The sequence below is a fragment of the Nocardia sp. NPDC023733 genome, assembly GCF_040639775.1.
Classification (GTDB): Bacteria; Actinomycetota; Actinomycetes; order Mycobacteriales; family Mycobacteriaceae; genus Nocardia; species Nocardia rosealba.
The window spans coordinates 287,951-306,880 of the sequence record NZ_JBFAAN010000002.1 but is presented as its reverse complement, the minus strand read 5'-3'; the positions used below and the strand labels follow the sequence as shown (position 1 = coordinate 306,880).

Genomic DNA, 18,930 nt, shown 5'->3' with positions numbered 1-18,930 from the left:
CTCGTTCACCATCGCTCTCGCTCGCGGGTGTCAGAACTACAGTCCCTATAGTTCCATCCGACCCCGCTTTTGTTCCGACCACCCCCGGGAGCGAGAACCGATGACCGAGCCCGCACCGCACTCCGCCGCGAGCCCGGCCGACTCAGCAGCGCGACACGCCGAACGGTATGGCACAAAACCGCCGGTGCGTCGCCCCTGGGTGCTCGCTTTGCTCGGTGTCGGCGTGGTGCTCGCCGGGTTCGTCGTCGCCTATCTCGGTTTCCAGAAATACGGCCCGAAGGCGATCGAGACCGAGCAGCTCGGTTACGTGGTCGTCGACGACTCGACGCTGGAGATGCGGGTGAAGGTGACCCGCGACGAGCCGCGCAACGCCGTCGTGTGCTTCGTGCGGGCGATGGACCGTGACGGCGCCGAAGTGGGCAGGCGCGAGATCCTGGTGCCCGGCTCGGAGGCGACCAGCGTGCAGGTGAGTACCACGGTCAAGGCGTCCAGCCGCCCATCGGCGGGCGATATCTACGGCTGCACCGAGGACGTGCCCAGCTACCTGCGGCTGCGCTGACGCCCCACGATCGGCCCTGACCTGCATCTTTGTGAGACATGCTAAAATAGCTGGATACACGGTTCCGGGGCTCGGAGCCGTGTTTGCTGCATTGGCGGCCAGCGATGCTGTTTCCGGGTTACGGGTTCACCCCCAGGATCGCTCCAGCCGTCGGGCTGGTGCATGCCCTCCTACCGGGGGCGTGGCACCGGTTTCAGGGAATCCCGGTGCGCCGGGAACAACTACTAGGGAGTGATCGAGATGACCGAGAATGTGACCTGGCTTACCCAGGAGTCGCACGACAGGCTCAAGAGTGAGTTGGACTCGCTCATTGCCAATCGTCCGGTCATTGCCGCCGAGATCAACGAGCGTCGCGAAGAAGGCGACCTCAAGGAGAACGGTGGCTACCACGCCGCGCGTGAGGAGCAGGGCCAGCAGGAGGCGCGTATCCGCCAGCTGCAGGAGCTGCTCAACAACGCCAAGGTCGGCGTGGCACCCACCAAGTCCGGTGTGGCACTGCCCGGTTCGGTTGTCACCGTCTACTACGACGGCGACGAGAGCGATACCGAGACCTTCCTGATCGCCACCCGCGAAGAGGGCCTCGGCGCCACCGATCTCGAGACCTACTCGCCGAACTCCCCGCTCGGCGGCGCGCTGATCGACGCCAAGGTGGGCGAGACCCGCGAATACACGCTGCCCAACGGCAACACCATGAAGGTGACCCTGGTCAGCGCGGAGCCCTACCACGGCTGAACACGGCCGCCTCGAGCCCCGTGAAATAGAACCCGAACGCAAGCGGCCGCACCCGGATACCGGATGCGGCCGCTTCGTCATTTCCTGTTCCCCGCTCAGCTCAACGCTTGTTCGATGTCGGCGAGCAGGTCGCTGATGTCCTCGATACCCACCGAGAGCCGCACCAGATCCGCGGGCACCTCCAGAGCCGAGCCCTCGGTGCTGGCGTGGGTCATGGCGCCCGGGTGCTCGATGAGCGACTCGATGCCGCCCAGCGATTCGGCGAGGGTGAAGATCGTGGTGCGCGAGCAGAACTTCAGCGCCGCCTCCCGGCCGCCGGCCAGGCGAACCGAGATCATGCCGCCGCTGCGGCGCATCTGCTTCTGCGCGATCTCGTAGCCGGGATGCGTCGGCATGCCCGGGTAGATCACCTTCGAGATGGCCGGGTGGTTCGACAGGAACTCCGCGATCACCTCGGCGTTGTCGCAGTGCTTCTCCATCCGCACGGCGAGGGTCTTGATGCCGCGCAGGGTGAGGAAGGCGTCGAACGGGCCGGGCACCGCGCCCGCGCCGTTCTGCAGGAACGCGAAGGCCTTGTCGAGTTCCTGGTCGTTGGTGATGAGCGCACCGCCGACGACATCGGAGTGACCGCCGAGGTACTTGGTGGTCGAGTGCACGACGATGTCGGCGCCGAGCAGCAGCGGCTGCTGCAGGTACGGGGTGGCGAAAGTGTTGTCGACGACGAGCTTGGCGCCCGCCGCGTGCGCGATGTCGGCCAGCGCGGGGATGTCACCGATGCTCAGCAGCGGGTTGGTCGGCGTCTCGATCCACACCAGTTTGGTGTTGGGGCGGATCGCCGCGCGGACCTCGTCGAGGTTCGCGATGTGGGCGGGCGAGTGCTCGATGCCCCACTGGCTGAACACCTTGTCGATGAGCCGGAAGGTGCCGCCGTAGGCGTCGTCGGGGATGACGATGTGGTCGCCGGGACGGAGCACCGCGCGCAGCGCACAGTCGGTCGCGGCCATGCCCGAGGCGAAGGCGCGACCGTAGCTGCCCGATTCGAGGGCGGCGAGGTTGGCTTCCAGTGCCGTGCGGGTCGGGTTGCCGGTGCGCGCGTACTCGTAGCCTCCACGCATGCCGCCGACGCCGTCCTGGGCGAAGGTGGAGCTCGCGTAGATGGGGACGTTCACCGCACCGGTCTGAGGATCGGGTTCATATCCGGCGTGCACGGCCCTGGTCGAGAATCCCAGCTCACTCATGGACTCAGACTAGATGCCCGGATCCGGCCGTTCGCGCACGGGTATCACGCCTGCACGAAGTGCCCGATTCGGTGACGGTGCCGCGGTTAAGCTGACGCCATGGTGACCGTGGAAGAGTTGTTCGCGATCGATGCGTTGCTGTCCCCGGAGGAGCGCGAGATCCGGGATACCGTCGCCCGATTCGGCGAGAAACGCCTTCGCCCGCACATCGCGGAGTGGTTCGAGGCGGGCACCTTCCCCGCCCGCGAGATCGCACCCGAACTCGGCAAGCTCGGGCTGCTCGGCATGCACCTCGAGGGGTACGGCTGCGCCGGCGCGTCGGCCACCGCCTACGGCCTGGCCTGCCAGGAACTCGAGGCCGTGGACTCCGGTGTGCGCAGCATGGTGTCGGTGCAGGGCTCACTCGCCATGACAGCCATCCACTTCTTCGGGTCCGAGGAGCAGAAGCAGCAGTACCTGCCCGCCATGGCCGCCGGTGAGCTGATCGGCTGCTTCGGGCTCACCGAACCCGATTACGGCTCCAACCCCGGCGGCATGCGCACCCGCGCGCGGCGCGACGGTGCCGACTGGGTGCTCAACGGGTCGAAGATGTGGATCACCAACGGCTCGGTCGCCGATATCGCCGTGGTGTGGGCCTATGCCGAGGAGCCCGGCGACGACAAACCTCGGGTGCGTGGGTTCCTCGTACCGGCGGGCACCCCTGGATTCACCGCCCGGGAGATCCACCGGAAATTGTCGCTGCGCGCATCGCTCACCGCCGCACTGGATTTCGATGACGTGCGCCTGCCCGCCGACGCGGTGCTTCCCGAGTCACGCGGGTTGAGTTCGCCGCTGGCGTGCTTGAGCGAGGCGCGCTTCGGCATCGTCTTCGGTGCGCTCGGCGCCGCCCGCGACTGCCTCGCCGCCGCCGTCGACTACGCCCGCACCCGCGAGGTGTTCGACAAGCCGCTGGCCGGCTACCAGCTCACCCAGGCCAAGCTGGCCGATATGGCGCTCGAGCTCGGCAAGGGACAGCTGTTGGCCCTGCACCTCGGCCGGTTGAAGGACCGGCACGAGATCACGAGCGAACAGATCAGTGCGGGCAAGCTCAACAGCACGCGTGAGGCGATCCGCATCGCCCGCGAATGCCGCACGATTCTCGGTGCCAACGGAATCACCCTCGACTACCCGGTGCTGCGGCACGCGAACAACCTGGAGTCGGTGCTGACCTACGAGGGCACGGCCGAGGTACATCAGCTGGTGCTGGGCAAGGCGCTCACCGACGCGAACGCCTTCCGGTAGCGGATCTGCCGGACTCGACGGCCGGATCAGTCCGTCGAGTCGGCGGTCGCGGGGCGGATCATTCCGCCGGCGAAGACCAGGGTGAGCGTGAGTGCGACCACGGTGAGCACCGTGAGTGCGAGCGGGAGGGTGGCGCTCAGCGGAACCCCGAGGGCGGTGAGCGCGGCGACTCCGCCGCTACCCCAGATGAAAGCCGCGACGAATCGGCCGAGCACCCGCGCATAAGGCCGGTGGCGCAGCAACCCCGTGACACCGGAGCGAGCCGTGTAACCCGCGCCCGCGGCGACGACAGGATTCGCCCACAGCAGCTGAACCGCCGAATCGGTGACGTGCACCGTAGATCCTTTCGCTCGCCGAGCTGGTTTGCCGAAAGTTCTCCCGAATCGGTTATACCCGCCCAGAATCCATCGGGGCGGCGCTTCACGCAAGTCTGTGCACAGGATCGTAAAGTTGCGCCGCGTTCGCCGCTCTATGACGGATTCGCTACCATCTGGTGGTGTTTTCGCTCGGCCCCGCACTGCTCGAAATTTCGGCACGGCGACATCTGCGACAGTTGAACATCGAATACGGCGTCCCCGCGGCCGCCGCCGCGGCGCAGCACCCCGGGGTGCTGGCGCAGCTGGACCAGCACGCCGCCGCCGTCCGCGACATTCTCGAGTACGGGGTCGAGGAGGCGGCGCGGCTTCCGCTCGCCATCCTGCTGGCCGGCTACGTGCGCGGGCTGCTCGATCAGGTCGTCGCCGAGCGGGCCGGGGTGTTCGCCGGAGTGGCACCGCAGACCTGGCACGACGCCGATTGGTTGCAGTACCGGCTGGCCGCCGTCTGCCGGCACGCCGCCGCCTGAAACCGGAATCGGCGCCCCGCCACCGATGCGGTGACGGAACGCCGGCGCCGGTTGGTTCCTACCTTGCGGTTTCCCCGCCCCAGCCGGGCTGCTGGCCCGTCTGCGGGTAGCCACCGGCCTGCGGGCTGCCGCCCGCACCGGGAGTCGCCCATTCCTGCTGGGTCTGCTGGGTGTGCGAACCCGGCACCCGCTGACCCTCACGCGTCACGTCCTCACGACCGCGCTGGTAGGCCTGCGCCTCACCCTTGAGTGCGGGCATCTCCGATTCGATGTTGCCGAGCCAGCTGCTCCAGCGCTGCTCCATGGGACGAACCAGGCCACCGCCCACGCCGACGACGAGGATGCCGCCGATCGTGGCGAGCACGGCGATCAGGATCGGGGTGGTCACCGTGGTGGCGACACCGATCTGGTTCAGGGCAGCGATGATGCCGATCGCCCAGATGAAGACCGAGGCGATCTTGCCGAGCAGCGAACCGTAGGACAGCCCGCCGAGCGCGTTGGTGACCAGTTCGCCGACCGCGTGCGCGACCGCACCCGCGATCACCACGATCACGATCGCCACCGCCGCCTTGGGCAGCCAGGCCACGATGCCGGTGAGCAGGTCACTGACCGGGTTGGGGCCGAACACACCGAAACCGATCTGCAGCGCGATCAGCAGGATCGCGTAGTAGGCCAGCTTGGCCAGCAGATCAGAGGCGTCGTACTTGCTCTTGGCCATCATCTTCTTGATCTGGCCGCGCTCGACCAGCCGGTCGAAACCGACCCGCTCGAGCACCGCGTTCACCACCTTCGCCACTACTTTCGCGATGATCCAGCCGATCAGCAGGATGGCGATGAAGGCAACCAATTTCGGCACGAATTGCGCTACCGAACTCCAAGCGTCATTGAAGCCTTGCTGGAAGTCGATCGCGACGACGGAGTTGTCCACAGCACTTCCTTTCGCTCTTCCCGCCCGATTTGCCGAGAGTGTCATCGGAGGCTTACCCCCCTGAATCGGTCCGAACCAGTCGGTTGCGAGAAAGTTGCCTACTTTCTCGCACGTGGGATGAGCCACACGATCCGGCTCTTGCGCTCGGAGCCGTCGCGGCCCAGTCTGTAAGTAAGTGGTTACTTACATCAGGAGGGTGCCGGTGACGCCGTCGACGCGCGAGCGGATCATGACCGAGGCGCTGCGGCTGTTCGGTGAGCAGGGGTTCGCCAAGACCTCGGTGGCTCAGATCGAGCAGGCCGCGGGGTTGTCCAGCGGGGCCGGTGGGCTCTACCGGCACTTCCGGTCCAAGGACGAACTGCTGGTCGAAGCGGTGTCGGCGCGGCTGTCCGAACGCGGAGCGTGGGAACCGCTGCTCGCGCCGAATGCCTCGATCGCGGCGGCCCTCGCGCCGTCGGGCAGCACCGTCGACAAGCTGACAGCGCTGTGCCGGATCGGCTTGGCGCGTATGGACCACGACCGCGACGTGAGCCGGATCCTGATGCGGGACAACTCGATTCCCGAAGGTTTGCTCGAAGTGTTCCGGCAGCAGGAGTACGCGACGGTGATGCGGGTGATCACCGGCGTACTCACCGAATCGGCCGGTTCCACACGGCGCGAACAGGATTGGGAGGCCACCGCCGCCGTGGTCGCCGGGGCAATCGCCCACTACTGGCTCATCCGCGACATCTTCGACGGCGCCCACCCCGCCGATGTCGACCCCGAACGCTATCTGCGAGCAACCGCAGAGATGATCGCCGCCCGGCTCGACCGCGCGGACCACGAGGAACAGGACCGAGGATGAACACACCCATCACAGTCATCGGCGGCGGACTCGCCGGACTCACCGCGGCGATCTCCGCCGCCGAAGCTGGAGCGACCGTACGCCTCCACGAGGCACATGCCACGCTCGGCGGCCGCGCCCGCGCCATCGCCGGACCGCACGTCGCGCACGACGGGGCACACGTCTTCTATGCCGACGGACCGCATTACGCCTGGCTGAAGAAGCGCGGCTTCGTCACCGGGCTCGGTTGGCCGTCGCCGATCAGCGCCGCGAAGCTCGGCTTCCGTGCAGACGGCAAGCTGCGCCGGGTGCCACCGACAGGGATGCTGCGGGCGCAGTCACGCAAATGGCTGAAGGCACCGGTCGACGTCGACTTCCACACCTGGGCCGCGCAGCGCTGGGGCGAGCACACCGCCACCCAGCTGGCCAACGCGATCAGCGTGCTCACCTACGACGCCGACACCGGCCGCCTCTCCGCCGCCTTCGTCTGGGATCTCTTCCAGCGCGCACTCGGACCCAAGATTCCGGCGGTGCGGTGGGTGCGTGGCGGCTGGCAGCGCACGGTCGACCGGATGGTCGTGCGCGCGGGCGAGCTCGGCGTGGCCGTCGAAACCGGTTCGCGCGTGGACACATTGCCCACCGACGGCCCCGTCATCGTCGCCACCGAACTCGAAGCGGCTCGACGGCTGCTCGGCGACGAAACCCTTCATGCCACCGGTGGTTTCGCAGCCCTGCTCGACATCGCCGTCACCCGGGACCGGCGCGACCGCAGCATCGTCTTCGACCTGGACGAAGGCGGCTTCCACGAGTCCTACACCATGCAGGACGACTCCATCGCTCCCGCTGGCGAATCCCTCTACCAACTCCAGATGCCCATCCGTCCGGGCGAATCCCGCGACGCCGCCCACCACCGCCTCGAAGCCTTCGCCGACACCACCATCCCGGACTGGCGCTACCGCAAGACCTTCCACCGCAAGTCCACCGCGAAGAACCGCACCGGCGCCCTCGACCTCCCGGGCACCACATGGCGCGACCGTCCGGCCGTCGACCGGGGCAACGGGGTGTATCTGGCCGGTGACATGGTCGCCGCGCCCGGCATGCGCGGGGAGATCTCCATCAACAGCGCGCTGATCGCCGCCGAGTCGGCGGTCGCTGCCCTGCGCACCCGAACGGTGAGCGGTGCGTGAAATTCGCTTGCGAACCGAATAGACCGAGTTCTAGCGTGATCCGCATGTCGTGCACCGTATTCATCCGCATCCGCCACGCCCGGGCTCTGGCCCGCTAGCGGACGCGGATCTCCTCTTCGCGTCCACCGGCGCGCCCAGGGCCCATCGAGACTCTTCCGACTCGATGACCCGAAGGGGCAACTGCCGTGGCGCAGGACCATTCACACAAGAACTATTCACACACCCAGCGCAAGATCACCGCGCGTGGGGGCCACCGTACGTCGCGTGACTCGAACAGAAGGACGCTGTCACAGAACTTCCTGGTGGATCCCCACGCGGTCGAGCTGCTGATGACCGTCGCCGATCCCGCCGGTACCGTGCTCGAACCCGGTGCCGGCGAAGGCGTGCTCACCCGAGCACTTGCCCGGCGCGGGGCCGAGGTCACCGCCTACGAGATCGATCCGCTGCTGGCGGCCAAACTCTCGGCCCAGACCAGAGGCGAACACGGAATCCGGGTGATCCGAGGCGATTTCACCAATGCCAAGGCACCACGCACCGAGTTCGCGGTGGTCGGCAACATCCCGTTCTCGGCCACCGCACGGATCGTGGACTGGTGCCTGAGCGCACCGGCCCTCACCTCGGCGACCCTGCTCACCCAACGCGAGTACGCCCGCAAACACACCGGCGACTACGGAAGATGGAGCCTGACAACCGCCCTGACCTGGCCCTGGTTCGACTGGCAACTACGCGGCCACATCCCCCGCACCAGTTTCCGCCCGATCCCGGCGGTCGACGCCGCCATCCTGCGACTGGACCGCCGCCCGACACCCCTTGTCCCCCACCACGACTCCTACATCGAACTGGTCCGCACCGCATACTCCGGAATCGGCGGCTCGGTCCGCACCGCACTGCAAACGCGCTACCAGGGAGTGGACACGGCCCTGCACAGCGCAGGCATCGCCCACGACACGGTGGTCGCCTATGTCCACCCGGAGCAGTGGGTGGAACTACACTCCGCGTTGGCTTGACCGGCATCCCGCAGGACTGTCCACAGCGACCGCCCTGCGGGACTTCATCGTCACTCTGATCGCGCCGCCGTTTCGCTTCCTGCGCACCCCAGACGATGTTGCGCAGCACGACGCCGGGCATGCTCGGCGTCCACTCCCGTCGGCTCAGCCATCGCCGCCACACGCCCCGCCTCGGTCAACGAACCGTGCTCGCCCTGCAGTCGCTGCGCCGGCTCGATCAACCGATCCCGTTGCGCCCACATCAACCGACCATCCGCGTCCCGAGCGGGTCACGCGACCGATCGGTGGCGGTCCGCCACGCGACGAATTCGCACCATCATTGTCGAGGAGGGGACAACCTTGCCGCTCATGTAGGTGGACAGTCGTGAGCCGGAAGTTCCCACGCTGGCGGCGAATTCGGCGCTGGTCAACCCAGAATCGGCGACCGCCCGACGCACTTCGTCGGCAACTTCTCTTCGCTCGTCGGCCTCGGCGCGCTCGCGTGCTCGCTCGAGTAGGCCCTCCATCAACTCGGCGACCCCGTAGGGACGACTGTGCGAAAGGACCTCTTCCAACCGACGCGCGATCCGCCCCCACGGATCGCGACGCAACTCCGCACCGATCCGCCGCCAATCACGAAGGTCGCCACGCTCCAACGCGGTCTGCACCGCCTCGGTCGGCCATTCCGAAACCGGCGCGTCCGGCGAGATATTCAGGTTACGAAACTGGACCATCATCCCCACCTTCCGCGAGCGCTATCGCCACTTCCCTGCACCGATCCCGTACCCGATTCCAATCGGGCCACTTGTGCTCGAGGTTGCGGTACGCGGTCAGCTGCTGAGTGACCGACGAATCAGCGGGTCGTGGATCAGCAAGCTGACGCACCACCTGAGAGGACACGGGCACGCCGTCGATCCGCTGGTCGGCGTAGTACTCATCGATATGCGCAAGCACCTCGACCGCCTCGGCGGTCCCCATCGCCTCGGTCAGTGCGGCAACATCGAGATAGTCACGGGTTTGGTTCCGTCGCACGATCAGGAAGGCCTTGATACGCAGCGTTTCCGCGACGGTCGGTACACATAACCGGCGCCCGTGGGATGCGCAGGCAAATCAGGGTTCGCCTCGACGACGCCACAGTGAGTTACCTCGACCGCACGGTTTCCGCCGGGCTGGCGCCCAGCCGCGCTGCTGTCATCGAGCAGGCCCTGGAACGGGATCGACTGCGGCGGGCAGCCGAACGCGATGCCGAAATCCTGGCAGGCTTGCGGGCAGAGGCCGACAAGGACATGAACGCGCTCGCTACCTACGCGGCAGGCGTAGGCATGGATGATTGACGTCGAGTGAATCGGGACAGCGGGCCGTCAGCTGGCGAAACACACTCCAGCTGGCCGAAGTCTGCGCGCGGCCTCACATTCGGCCTGACCTCAGATCGAGCCGGTGCTGAGGAAGCCGAGGAGGTCGTGGCGGGTGATGACGCCGACGGGCTTGCCGTCTTCGACGACCATCAGGGCGTCGGTGTCGGACAGGGCCTTGGTGGCGGTCGAGAGAGGTTCGCCCGAGCCGATCAGGGGGAAGGATGGGCTCATGTGCTGGGCCACCGAGTCGGTGAGCTGGGCGCGGCCCTCGAAGACGGCCGAGAGCAGGTCGCGTTCGGTGACGCTGCCTGCCACCTCGCCCGCCATCACCGGCGGTTCCGCGCCGACGACCGGCATCTGCGAGACACCGTATTCGCGCAGGATCTCGATGGCATCGCGCAGGGTCTCCGACGGATGGGTGTGCACCAGGTCGGGCAGCTCGCCCGACTTGCCGCGCAGCACGTCACCGACCAGCGGTTCCGGGCCCGACTCGAGCGGGGTGGTGAGGAAGCCGTAGGAGCTCATCCACTTGTCGTTGAAGATCTTCGACAGGTAGCCGCGGCCACCGTCGGGCAGCAGCACCACGACGACAGCGTCGGGGTCGCGCCGGGCGACCTCGATCGCGGCGACCACGGCCATGCCGCACGAACCGCCGACGAGCAGGCCCTCTTCGCGAGCCAGGCGACGGGTCATCTCGAAGGAGTCGGCGTCGGAGACGGCGATGATCTCGTCGGGCACGGCCGGGTCGTAGGCGGTGGGCCAGAAGTCCTCACCGACACCCTCGACGAGGTAGGGGCGGCCGGTGCCACCGGAGTACACCGAGCCCTCGGGGTCGGCGCCGATGATCTTCACCTTCCCGCCCGAGACCTCCTTGAGGTAGCGGCCGGTGCCGGTGATGGTGCCGCCGGTGCCCACGCCCGCGACGAAGTGGGTGACCTTGCCTTCGGTGTCGGCCCAGATCTCGGGGCCGGTGGTCTCGTAGTGGCTTTCCGGGCCGCCCGGGTTGGAGTACTGGTTGGGCTTCCAGGCGCCGTCGATCTCGCGGACCAGGCGATCGGAGACGTTGTAGTAGCTGTCGGGGTGCTCCGGCGGCACGGCGGTCGGGCAGACCACGACCTCGGCGCCGTAGGCACGCAGCACGTTGCGCTTGTCCTCGCTCACCTTGTCGGGGCAGACGAACACGCACTTGTAGCCGCGCTGCTGGGCGACCAGGGCCAGGCCGACACCGGTGTTGCCCGAGGTGGGCTCGACGATCGTGCCGCCCGGCTTCAGCAGGCCCTCTTCCTCGGCGGCATCGATCATCTTGACCGCGATGCGGTCCTTGGAGCTGCCGCCCGGGTTGAGGTATTCGATCTTGGCGGCGACCAGGCCCGCGTTCGAGCCGACCACCGAGTTCAGCCGAACCAGTGGGGTGTTGCCGATGAGGTCGACGACATGATCCGCGATGCGCATGAGCTCCATAGTTGCAGAACCTCGCGCGCAGGTCGCGACCTGGTCCGACAGTGTGTGCCAGCACACCGGTCCATCACCCGGCCGCGCGGCGCCCCGACAGGCCGACAGCGGTGACGGCTGCCCCGGCGAGCACCAACCCCACGCACCACCACAGGGCGCCGCGATAGGCCGCGGTGACGGCGTCGGCGTCGGCGTAGGCGTGCCCGGAAAGCCCGACCAGCAGCGGCAATGCGGCGACCGCGAGCAACCCGGCCGTGCGTGAGACCGCGTTGTTGATGCCGCTGGCGACCCCCGCCCGACCAGCCGGTGCGGCGGCGAGGACGGTGCCGGTCAGCGGGGCGACGAGCATCGAGAGACCGAGGCCCATGGCAAGCATCCCGGGCAGGATGTCGGTCACGAAGCCGGGGTCGCGCGGCGCACCCGCCAGCAGCGCCAGCCCACCGGCCAGGATCAACGCGCCGATCACCATCGGCCTGCGTGGCCCGAACCGGGTGGCGACGGCACCGAATCGCGCCGAGAGCAGGAACATCAGCACACTGATCGGCACGCTCGCCGCCCCGGCCGCCAACGGCGACCAGCCGGCGCCGATCTGGAGGAACAGGGCGATGAACACCATCGACCCGGACAGCGCGGCGTAGACGAGCAGCGTCACCACATTGATGAGGGTGAAGACCCGGTCGGCGAACATCTCGGGCGGCACCATCGGATACCGCGCCCGCCGTTCGACGACGACGAAGGCCGCCGCGGCGACCACACCCGTCACCGCGGCGCCCACCGTCGCGGCGGTGGCGCCGGTATCGGGCCACTTGGTCAGCGCCCAGGTGACCCCGGCCAGCGCCACCGGCGCGAGCGCGATACCGGGGAGGTCGAAGTGCTTGCCGTCGGCGCGCTCGTCGCGGGATTCGGGCGCGCCGCGCAACAGCAGCAGGGTGAGCACGGCCAGCGGAAGATTGATCGCGAACGCCCACCGCCACGACAGCCCGACCAGCCAGCCACCGAGCACCGGACCGCCCGCCGTGGCGACGCCGAGCATGCCGGTCCAGGCACCGATGGCCCGCATCCGGTCGTCGCGAACGAACGACGACTCGACCAGCGCCAAGCTGCCCGGGGTCAGCAGCGCGGCGGCGACACCCTGCAGCTGTCGCGCCGCGATCAAGGTCTCGATCGTCGGCGCCAGCGCGCACAGCGCGGAGGTGACCGCGAACGCGGCGACACCCCAGGCGAACATCCGTTTGCGGCCGAACCGGTCGCCGAGCGCGCCACCGACGAGGATCAGCGAGGCGAGTGCGAGGGTGTAGCCGTTGATCACCCATTGCAGCGCGGCCAGATCGGCGTGCAGTTCGGAGCCGATCCGGGGAAGCGCGACGTTGACGATGGTGCCGTCGAGAAACCCCATCCCCGAGCCGAGCACGGTGGCGGCGAGCAGCCGTCGCCCGGCCGGTTGGTCGAGTCGCAACAGCTCGGGCGCCTTCCCCACTCCCGCACCATAGTCCGCCGTAGAATTTTCGGATGTGAGCGCACCTCGAATCAGCTGGCGCACGGCCGCGGTCACCGGCGCAACGACCGTCCTCGCCGGGTCGGGCGCGGGCACCGTCTCCTGGGCGACCTACCGGTTGCTGATGACCCAGGCGGGCGCCGCACGCGCGGTGATCGGTCGCGACACCTCCAAGCCGCCCGAGGCCGACGGGGTGTACGCCCCCGGTGCGAACCGGCCCGAGCCGTGGCGCAAGAACGTGCCGTTCGACCTGCACCTGATGATCTTCGGCGACTCCACCGCCGCCGGTCTCGGCTGCCTCGGCGCCGCCGACGTGCCGGGTGTGCGTCTGGCCCGCGGCCTGGCCGAGGCCACCGGGATGCGGATCAGGTTGAGCACCAAGGCGATCTCCGGCGCCACCTCCAAGGGCCTGGCCGGACAGGTCGACGCGATGTTCGTCGCGGGCCCGCCGCCGGACGCGGCGGTGATTCTGGTCGGCGCCAACGACATCACCAAGAAGCATTCGATCCGCGCCTCGGCCCGCAGGCTCGCGCAGGCGGTATCGCGGTTGCGCGAGGCCGACGCGCTGGTCGTCGTCGGCACGTGTCCCAACCTCGGCACCGTCACCGCCATCCCGCAGCCGTTGCGCACGGTGGTGGCGAACTGGAGTGTGCGGCTCGGCAAGGCGCAGACGGTGGCGACCACGCTGGCCGGGGGAATCGCGGTGCCGATGGGCTCGCCGCTGGTGGCCTCGGAGTTCCGGGCGGCTCCCGAGATCCTCTTCGCGACCGACGGCTTCCATCCTTCGGCAGCCGGTTACGAACTCGCGGCCGCCCAGTTGTTGCCGGTGCTCGTCTCCGCGGTGCGTGGCCGCCCTGGTCTTCCTGTCGCGCAGAGCGAGACGTACATTCACGAATGAGCGGTATGTACAGCAGCCGTTCGCGCCAGCCTTCCGAAAAGGAGTCCTCATGCCCGAGGCCGTCATCGTTTCCATCGCCCGCTCCCCGATCGGCCGTGCCGTCAAGGGATCCCTGGCCGGGATGCGCCCGGACGACCTGACCGCGCAGATGGTCCAGGCCGCGCTGGCCAAGGTCCCCGCCCTTGACCCCACCCAGGTCGACGACATCATCCTCGGCACCGGCTCCCCCGCCGGTGAGGGTGGCTTCAACCAGGGGCGCATCGTCGCGGTGAAGCTCGGCCTCGACGTGGTCCCCGGCACCACCGTGCACCGCTACTGCGCCTCGTCGCTGCAGACCACCCGGATGGCCTTCCACGCGATCAAGGCAGGCGAGGGTGACGTGTTCATCTCCGCCGGTGTGGAGACCGTGTCCCGCTATGCCAAGGGTTCGGCCGACAGCTCGCCCGACACCAAGAACCCCGAGTTCGCCGAGGCCGAGGCCCGCACCGCGAAGACCGCCGAGGGCGGCGCGGGCGCGTGGCACGACCCGCGCGAGGACGGCCTGCTGCCCGACGCCTACATCGCGATGGGCCAGACCGCCGAGAACGTCGCCTCCCTCACCGGCATCAGCCGCGAGGACCAGGACCACTGGGGCGTGCGCTCGCAGAACCGCGCCGAGGAAGCCATCAAGAACGGCTTCTTCGAGCGCGAGATCACCCCGGTGACCCTGCCCGACGGCACCGTCGTCAGCAAGGACGACGGCCCGCGCGCCGGCGTCACCTACGAGGCCGTCAGCCAGCTCAAGCCGGTGTTCCGCCCCGACGGCACCGTCACCGCGGGCAACTGTTGTCCGCTCAACGACGGCGCCGCCGCGCTGGTCATCATGAGCGACACCAAGGCCAAGGAGCTCGGTCTCACCCCGCTGGCGCGCATCGTGTCCACCGGTGTCTCGGGCCTGTCCCCGGAGATCATGGGCCTCGGCCCGATCGAGGCCGTCAAGAAGGCCCTGGCCTTGGCGGGCAAGTCGGTCGCCGACATCGACCTGTTCGAGATCAACGAGGCCTTCGCCGTGCAGGTGCTCGGCTCGGCGCGTGAGCTGAAGATCGACGAGGACAAGCTCAACGTCTCCGGCGGCGCCATCGCCCTCGGCCACCCGTTCGGCATGACCGGCGCTCGCATCACCGCCACCCTGCTGAACAACCTGCAGACCTACGACAAGCAGTTCGGCGTGGAAACCATGTGCGTCGGCGGTGGCCAGGGCATGGCCATGGTCATCGAACGCCTCAGCTGATCCGTTGACATCGCGCGACGGCCTCGAGCTTCGGCTCGGGGCCGTCGCCGTTCCATGGCCGGGCACGGTGCACCATCCTTGGCGTGTCGAAAGTATTGCGAGTATGGTTCGTTATATGGCCACCAGGAAGATCACTGTCACGGTTCCCGAAGATCTCCTGGACGAGATTCGGGCCGAGGTGCCCGATCGAAGCCTGTCCGCCTATATCGCCGACGCGTTGCGTGCCCAACGCGAGCGGGATCGTTTGGTCGAGCTGGCGCAGTGGCTGCAGGACGAGCACGGACCGCTGACGGAGGCGGAACGCGCGGCGGCGATGGCCGAGGTAGCGGAAGTGGATGCCGAGCACACCCGGCGCCGCGCTTCGCAACGTCGTTCGGCATGAGCAAGAAGCGAATACCGGCCACGCGCCTGCGGGTTCAGGTGTTCGACTCGGAGGCCTTGTCGAGAGCGGTGCGCGGTGACCGAGAGATGATCGCTCGCATAGTCGTGGCCGCCGAGCTCGCCTCAGCGGTTGTGACGTCACCGATGACACTGGTCGAGGCGCACGACGGCCGGACTTCGGACTCCCGATGGGACTGGGTGCTGTCCCGGATGACGGTCCCCGAGCTCGGCAAAGACCAGGCGCGTGCCGCCCGCACATTGCTGGCGGCGACCGGTTTGCATGGGCACAAATACGCGATCGACGCGGTACTCGCGGTCGTGGCCAACGCTCAGGCGGGAGAGGTCACCGTGTACACCTCCGATGTCGACGATCTCGAGCGGTTGGTCGACCCACGAGTTGTCGTGCACGCAATCTGAGCGGTCCCCCACGACAAAGCGGCTCCCCACCGGATCGGTGGGGAGCCGCTTTTGGGTCTATCGCTTGTCTCAGTCCCGCTGGAAGTAGCTCAGCAGGCGGAGGATCTCGACGTAGAGCCAGACCAGGGTGACGGTCAGGCCGAGGGCGACGCCCCAGGCGGCCTTCTCGGGGGCCTGGGCGCGGATCAGCTGGTCGGCGGAGTCGAAGTCCAGCAGGAAGCTGAACGCGGCGATGGCGATGCAGACCAGGCTGAAGACGATGGCCAGCGGGCCGCCGTCGCGCAGGCCGAAGCCGCCGTCGGTGAAGAAGCTGGCGATCAGGTTGCCGAGCATCAGGACCAGCACACCGACCATGGCGCCGAGCAGCATGCGGGTGAATCGCGGGGTGACCCGGATCGCGCCGGTCTTGTAGACCACGAGCATGCCGAAGAACACGCCGAACGTGCCGAGCACCGCCTGACCGATCAGGGCGCTACCGCCCACACCGCCGAAGGTGACATCGGTGAACATCAGCGACAGCGCACCGAGGAACAGACCCTCGAACGCCGCGTACGACAGTACGAGCGCCGGGTTGTCCATCTTGTTGCCGAAGCTGGCGATCATGACCAGCACGAAGCCGATCAGGCCGCCGCCGATGACGAACAGCGGCGCCAGCGACGGGTTCGCCGACGACAGCGCGAAGGAGATGATCGCCGAGACGGTGAGCACCGCGAGGGTGATGCCGGTCTTGGTGACCACGTCGTCGATGGTCATGGCACGGGTGGCGGGCGCCTGCTGGTACTGCTGCCCGTACTGCTGACCGTATTCGCCGTACTGGTTGCCCAGCTGGCCTGCGCCGGTCACGCCCGAACCGAAGTTCGCGTAACCGCCGACTCCCTCTTGGCGAGGTAAGTTCTTGAACACCGGATTCGATGAGGTACGCACCGTGCGCCTTTCCTGGAGTGATGAAACGTCGTACAGCTCCAACTGCCCTGTTCAACGTGTCGCGAACGGACAAAGTTCCCGGCGGCGCGAGCACTGATCGCACCACCGTCCGTTCGGACAAATCGGACTCTACCCCGTCGGAGCGCCCCTATCGTTGTACGTCGCGCAGGCCACGGACAGACCGCGTCACCGTGAATTTCTGGTTCCGGTCGATCACGTCGGTCCGCCCGACCATCCGTTCCACCACACCCCGATAGTTCAGGTGCGAGTTGTACACGGTCCACAGCTCGCCCCCCGGACGGAGCACCCGGCCGGTCTCGGCGAACATCTTGATGGCCGAACCGGTGTGCACGGCCGCGCCCACATGGAACGGCGGATTGCACAGCACCAGGTCGGCACTGTTGTCGGCGGCCGAGGACATGGCGTCGTCGCGCACCACCGTGACGCGGTCGTCGACCCCGTTGGCGGCGGCGGTCGCCCGGGCCGAGGCGACGGCGGCACAGGACTGATCGGTGCCGACCACCCGGATACGCGGGCGCGACTTGGCCAGGGCCACCGCGAGAATGCCGGTGCCGCAACCGAGGTCGATGGCCTCGCGGGCGTCGGGCTTCATCCGGTCCAGGTGTTCGAGCAGGAATCGGGTGCCGATGTCGAGGCGTGGGCCGGAGAACGCGGCACCGTAGGCGACCACGTCACCGTCGATCTCGATGATGTTCTCGCGCACCGGGAATCGTGGTTCGCCGACGGGTAGCGGTTCGCTGACGACGAGCACCCGCGACTTCTGCCTGCCCCGGCCCGCCCGCACCTGACGGAACGTTTCGGCGAACACCTCGTTCATGGTCGGGGTGAGGTATTTGTCGCGGCCACCGGCGTAGACGACGACGTCGTCGGCGGCGTAGCGGGCGATGGCCTCGGCGATCTCGGCGAGCCCGGCGAGCATTTTCGGCAACCGCATCACGACCACGCGGGCACCGGTGAGCAGGTCCGCGTCGAGGCCGTGCACGGTGAAACGGTCGGCGAGGCCGAGGTTCTTGGCGTTGCCCGCCAGCGCGAGTTCGCCGGTGAGCAGGTCCTGGTGCACCCGGATGCCGGTGTGTCCGTGCCTTACCGCGGCCCCGAGGGTCAGCGCGCCGTAGGCGTCGCCGATCACCGCCACCTCGCCGCTGCCCGCAGCCGCGAGCGCGTCGGCGGCGGTATCGAGAATCAACCGATCCGCGGCGTCGACGGCATAGAGGTTCGGCGCCTCCACGTCCGGATACCGGCGCAGCCGGGTGAATACGTCCTCGACACTGTCCACGCGACAAGTGTGCTAGATCGTTGCCCCATCGTCACATCCGCCCCTGCCGCACATCGGAACCGACGCCCACATATGCGTACCGAGCATGGAAAAGACTGACGGCGAACGGGTTACAGCGATGCGGGCCGACCGCGCTGATCCCGCGGTGCACGCGCCCAGCAAACTCACAGCCTGGACACGCGCCCGGGTGATTCCCGCACCCCTCGAGTTCACCTGAGTACCATCGGTCACATGCGCAACGCCCCCGTGTTCGTGCTGATCGCCGCCGCGGCTCTGGTCCTGCCGAGCTGCGGTTCCGACGACGCGCCCGCCGCGACGCCCCCGACGACGACAACGAGCACCGCGAGCACATTCGCCGACGCCACCGGTCCGCGCGACAACGACGCGAAGTCGGGCGAGGCGAGCGACGGCGCCGCACTCACCGTCACCGACGTGCGCCTCGGCCACCACCCCGGCTACGACCGCGTCGTCTACACCCTCGGCGGCACCGGTACCCCCGGCTGGCAGGTGGCCTACACCGACAACGCCGTGCAGGATGCCAGCGGCAAGGCCGTGAACGTGGCGGGCAGCTCGATCCTGGAAGTGCGCATCCTCGGTTCGGCCTACCCGTTCGACTCCCCCGTTCCCCCGTTCGCCGGGCCCGACCCGGTCACCGATCCCAGTACGCCGCGCATCACCGGCGTCTACAAGTCGGTGGTCTATGAAGGCGTCACCCAGTCGTTCATCGGGCTCGACGCCGACCGTCCCGGTTTCACCGTGAGCACCCTCTCCGATCCACCGCGCCTCGTCGTCGACGTCGCGAACGACTAGTTCTACCCCTACCGCGTGCGGGTATTGCGTGGAGCCCCTGAGCACTGGTTAAA

At 68.1% G+C, this 18,930-nt stretch carries 21 protein-coding genes; 13 read left to right on the top strand and 8 right to left on the bottom strand.

The features are described from left to right. The first annotated feature begins 100 nt into the window (after positions 1–100). Positions 101–559, top strand: a complete 459-nt coding sequence (locus AB0F86_RS12855) for a DUF4307 domain-containing protein (RefSeq protein WP_181696616.1) — start codon at positions 101–103, stop codon at positions 557–559. Between the two features lie 240 nt (positions 560–799). Then, complete coding sequence (greA, locus tag AB0F86_RS12850; protein ID WP_067485978.1) at positions 800–1,291, top strand: transcription elongation factor GreA; 492 nt, start codon at positions 800–802, stop codon at positions 1,289–1,291. A gap of 95 nt (positions 1,292–1,386) precedes the next feature. Here the strand turns inward: greA and AB0F86_RS12845 are convergent, their stop codons facing one another. Further along, positions 1,387–2,529 (bottom strand): cystathionine gamma-synthase, encoded by a 1,143-nt coding sequence (locus tag AB0F86_RS12845; RefSeq protein ID WP_356986929.1) that lies wholly within the window; start codon positions 2,527–2,529, stop codon positions 1,387–1,389. Between the two features lie 99 nt (positions 2,530–2,628). Between AB0F86_RS12845 and AB0F86_RS12840 the strand changes: the two genes are divergently transcribed. Next, a complete protein-coding gene (locus AB0F86_RS12840; RefSeq protein WP_356986931.1) occupies positions 2,629–3,810 on the top strand; it encodes an acyl-CoA dehydrogenase family protein in 1,182 nt (393 codons plus the stop codon). A gap of 26 nt (positions 3,811–3,836) precedes the next feature. Here AB0F86_RS12840 and AB0F86_RS12835 read toward each other — a convergent pair whose 3' ends face one another. Further along, positions 3,837–4,145: a hypothetical protein gene (locus tag AB0F86_RS12835; protein ID WP_181696619.1), complete on the bottom strand. Its 309-nt coding sequence runs from the start codon at positions 4,143–4,145 to the stop codon at positions 3,837–3,839. 161 nt (positions 4,146–4,306) lie between these two features. On the opposite strand from AB0F86_RS12835, the gene AB0F86_RS12830 reads away from it, so the two are divergent. Then, the gene (locus tag AB0F86_RS12830; protein WP_181696620.1) at positions 4,307–4,654 is read left to right on the top strand and encodes a DUF6401 family natural product biosynthesis protein; all 348 of its coding nucleotides are present in this window, start codon (positions 4,307–4,309) and stop codon (positions 4,652–4,654) included. A 58-nt stretch (positions 4,655–4,712) separates the two neighbouring features. Here AB0F86_RS12830 and AB0F86_RS12825 read toward each other — a convergent pair whose 3' ends face one another. Next, positions 4,713–5,582: a hypothetical protein gene (locus tag AB0F86_RS12825; protein WP_225278724.1), complete on the bottom strand. Its 870-nt coding sequence runs from the start codon at positions 5,580–5,582 to the stop codon at positions 4,713–4,715. Between the two features lie 202 nt (positions 5,583–5,784). Between AB0F86_RS12825 and AB0F86_RS12820 the strand changes: the two genes are divergently transcribed. From AB0F86_RS12820 to erm, 3 genes are all read left to right on the top strand, one after another. After that, on the top strand, positions 5,785–6,426 hold the full coding sequence (locus AB0F86_RS12820) for a helix-turn-helix domain-containing protein (RefSeq protein ID WP_356986933.1): 642 nt from the start codon (positions 5,785–5,787) through the stop codon (positions 6,424–6,426). Then, a complete protein-coding gene (locus AB0F86_RS12815; protein WP_356986935.1) occupies positions 6,423–7,592 on the top strand; it encodes an FAD-dependent oxidoreductase in 1,170 nt (389 codons plus the stop codon). The genes AB0F86_RS12820 and AB0F86_RS12815 overlap by 4 nt, the downstream gene beginning before the upstream one ends. A gap of 185 nt (positions 7,593–7,777) precedes the next feature. Next, positions 7,778–8,599, top strand: coding sequence for a 23S ribosomal RNA methyltransferase Erm (erm, locus tag AB0F86_RS12810; RefSeq protein ID WP_356986937.1), 822 nt, complete (start codon positions 7,778–7,780; stop codon positions 8,597–8,599). 269 nt (positions 8,600–8,868) lie between these two features. On the opposite strand, the gene AB0F86_RS12805 is transcribed toward erm, so the two are convergent. Next, on the bottom strand, positions 8,869–9,312 hold the full coding sequence (locus tag AB0F86_RS12805) for an XRE family transcriptional regulator (protein ID WP_225278720.1): 444 nt from the start codon (positions 9,310–9,312) through the stop codon (positions 8,869–8,871). A gap of 363 nt (positions 9,313–9,675) precedes the next feature. Here AB0F86_RS12805 and AB0F86_RS12800 point away from each other — a divergent pair, with 363 nt between their 5' ends. Beyond that, the gene (locus AB0F86_RS12800; protein WP_305082674.1) at positions 9,676–9,912 is read left to right on the top strand and encodes an antitoxin; all 237 of its coding nucleotides are present in this window, start codon (positions 9,676–9,678) and stop codon (positions 9,910–9,912) included. 90 nt (positions 9,913–10,002) lie between these two features. Here AB0F86_RS12800 and AB0F86_RS12795 read toward each other — a convergent pair whose 3' ends face one another. Both AB0F86_RS12795 and AB0F86_RS12790 read right to left on the bottom strand, forming a co-directional pair. Then, the gene (locus AB0F86_RS12795) at positions 10,003–11,385 is read right to left on the bottom strand and encodes a cystathionine beta-synthase (protein ID WP_181696628.1); all 1,383 of its coding nucleotides are present in this window, start codon (positions 11,383–11,385) and stop codon (positions 10,003–10,005) included. A 73-nt stretch (positions 11,386–11,458) separates the two neighbouring features. Continuing rightward, positions 11,459–12,862 (bottom strand): MFS transporter, encoded by a 1,404-nt coding sequence (locus AB0F86_RS12790; RefSeq protein WP_356986940.1) that lies wholly within the window; start codon positions 12,860–12,862, stop codon positions 11,459–11,461. A 34-nt stretch (positions 12,863–12,896) separates the two neighbouring features. Here AB0F86_RS12790 and AB0F86_RS12785 point away from each other — a divergent pair, with 34 nt between their 5' ends. The 4 genes from AB0F86_RS12785 to AB0F86_RS12770 all read left to right on the top strand — a co-directional run bounded on the left by AB0F86_RS12785 (position 12,897) and on the right by AB0F86_RS12770 (position 15,846). Beyond that, on the top strand, positions 12,897–13,778 hold the full coding sequence (locus AB0F86_RS12785; RefSeq protein WP_181696630.1) for an SGNH/GDSL hydrolase family protein: 882 nt from the start codon (positions 12,897–12,899) through the stop codon (positions 13,776–13,778). Positions 13,779–13,827: 49 nt separating this feature from the next. Further along, positions 13,828–15,048 carry an acetyl-CoA C-acetyltransferase gene (locus tag AB0F86_RS12780; protein ID WP_067485604.1) on the top strand — a complete coding sequence of 407 codons (1,221 nt, stop codon included), beginning with the start codon at positions 13,828–13,830 and terminating at the stop codon, positions 15,046–15,048. A gap of 115 nt (positions 15,049–15,163) precedes the next feature. Beyond that, complete coding sequence (locus tag AB0F86_RS12775) at positions 15,164–15,430, top strand: ribbon-helix-helix domain-containing protein (RefSeq protein ID WP_225278717.1); 267 nt, start codon at positions 15,164–15,166, stop codon at positions 15,428–15,430. Then, the gene (locus AB0F86_RS12770; RefSeq protein WP_356986943.1) at positions 15,427–15,846 is read left to right on the top strand and encodes a DNA-binding protein; all 420 of its coding nucleotides are present in this window, start codon (positions 15,427–15,429) and stop codon (positions 15,844–15,846) included. The genes AB0F86_RS12775 and AB0F86_RS12770 overlap by 4 nt, the downstream gene beginning before the upstream one ends. Positions 15,847–15,915: 69 nt before the next feature. Here the strand turns inward: AB0F86_RS12770 and AB0F86_RS12765 are convergent, their stop codons facing one another. Then, on the bottom strand, positions 15,916–16,770 hold the full coding sequence (locus tag AB0F86_RS12765; protein WP_181696633.1) for a Bax inhibitor-1/YccA family protein: 855 nt from the start codon (positions 16,768–16,770) through the stop codon (positions 15,916–15,918). 148 nt (positions 16,771–16,918) lie between these two features. Next, positions 16,919–18,067 carry a methyltransferase gene (locus AB0F86_RS12760; protein WP_225278715.1) on the bottom strand — a complete coding sequence of 383 codons (1,149 nt, stop codon included), beginning with the start codon at positions 18,065–18,067 and terminating at the stop codon, positions 16,919–16,921. Between the two features lie 231 nt (positions 18,068–18,298). Here AB0F86_RS12760 and AB0F86_RS12755 point away from each other — a divergent pair, with 231 nt between their 5' ends. Next, entirely contained in the window at positions 18,299–18,877 is a 579-nt protein-coding gene (locus tag AB0F86_RS12755; protein WP_225278714.1) for a hypothetical protein, read from the top strand. The last annotated feature ends 53 nt before the right edge of the window (positions 18,878–18,930 follow it).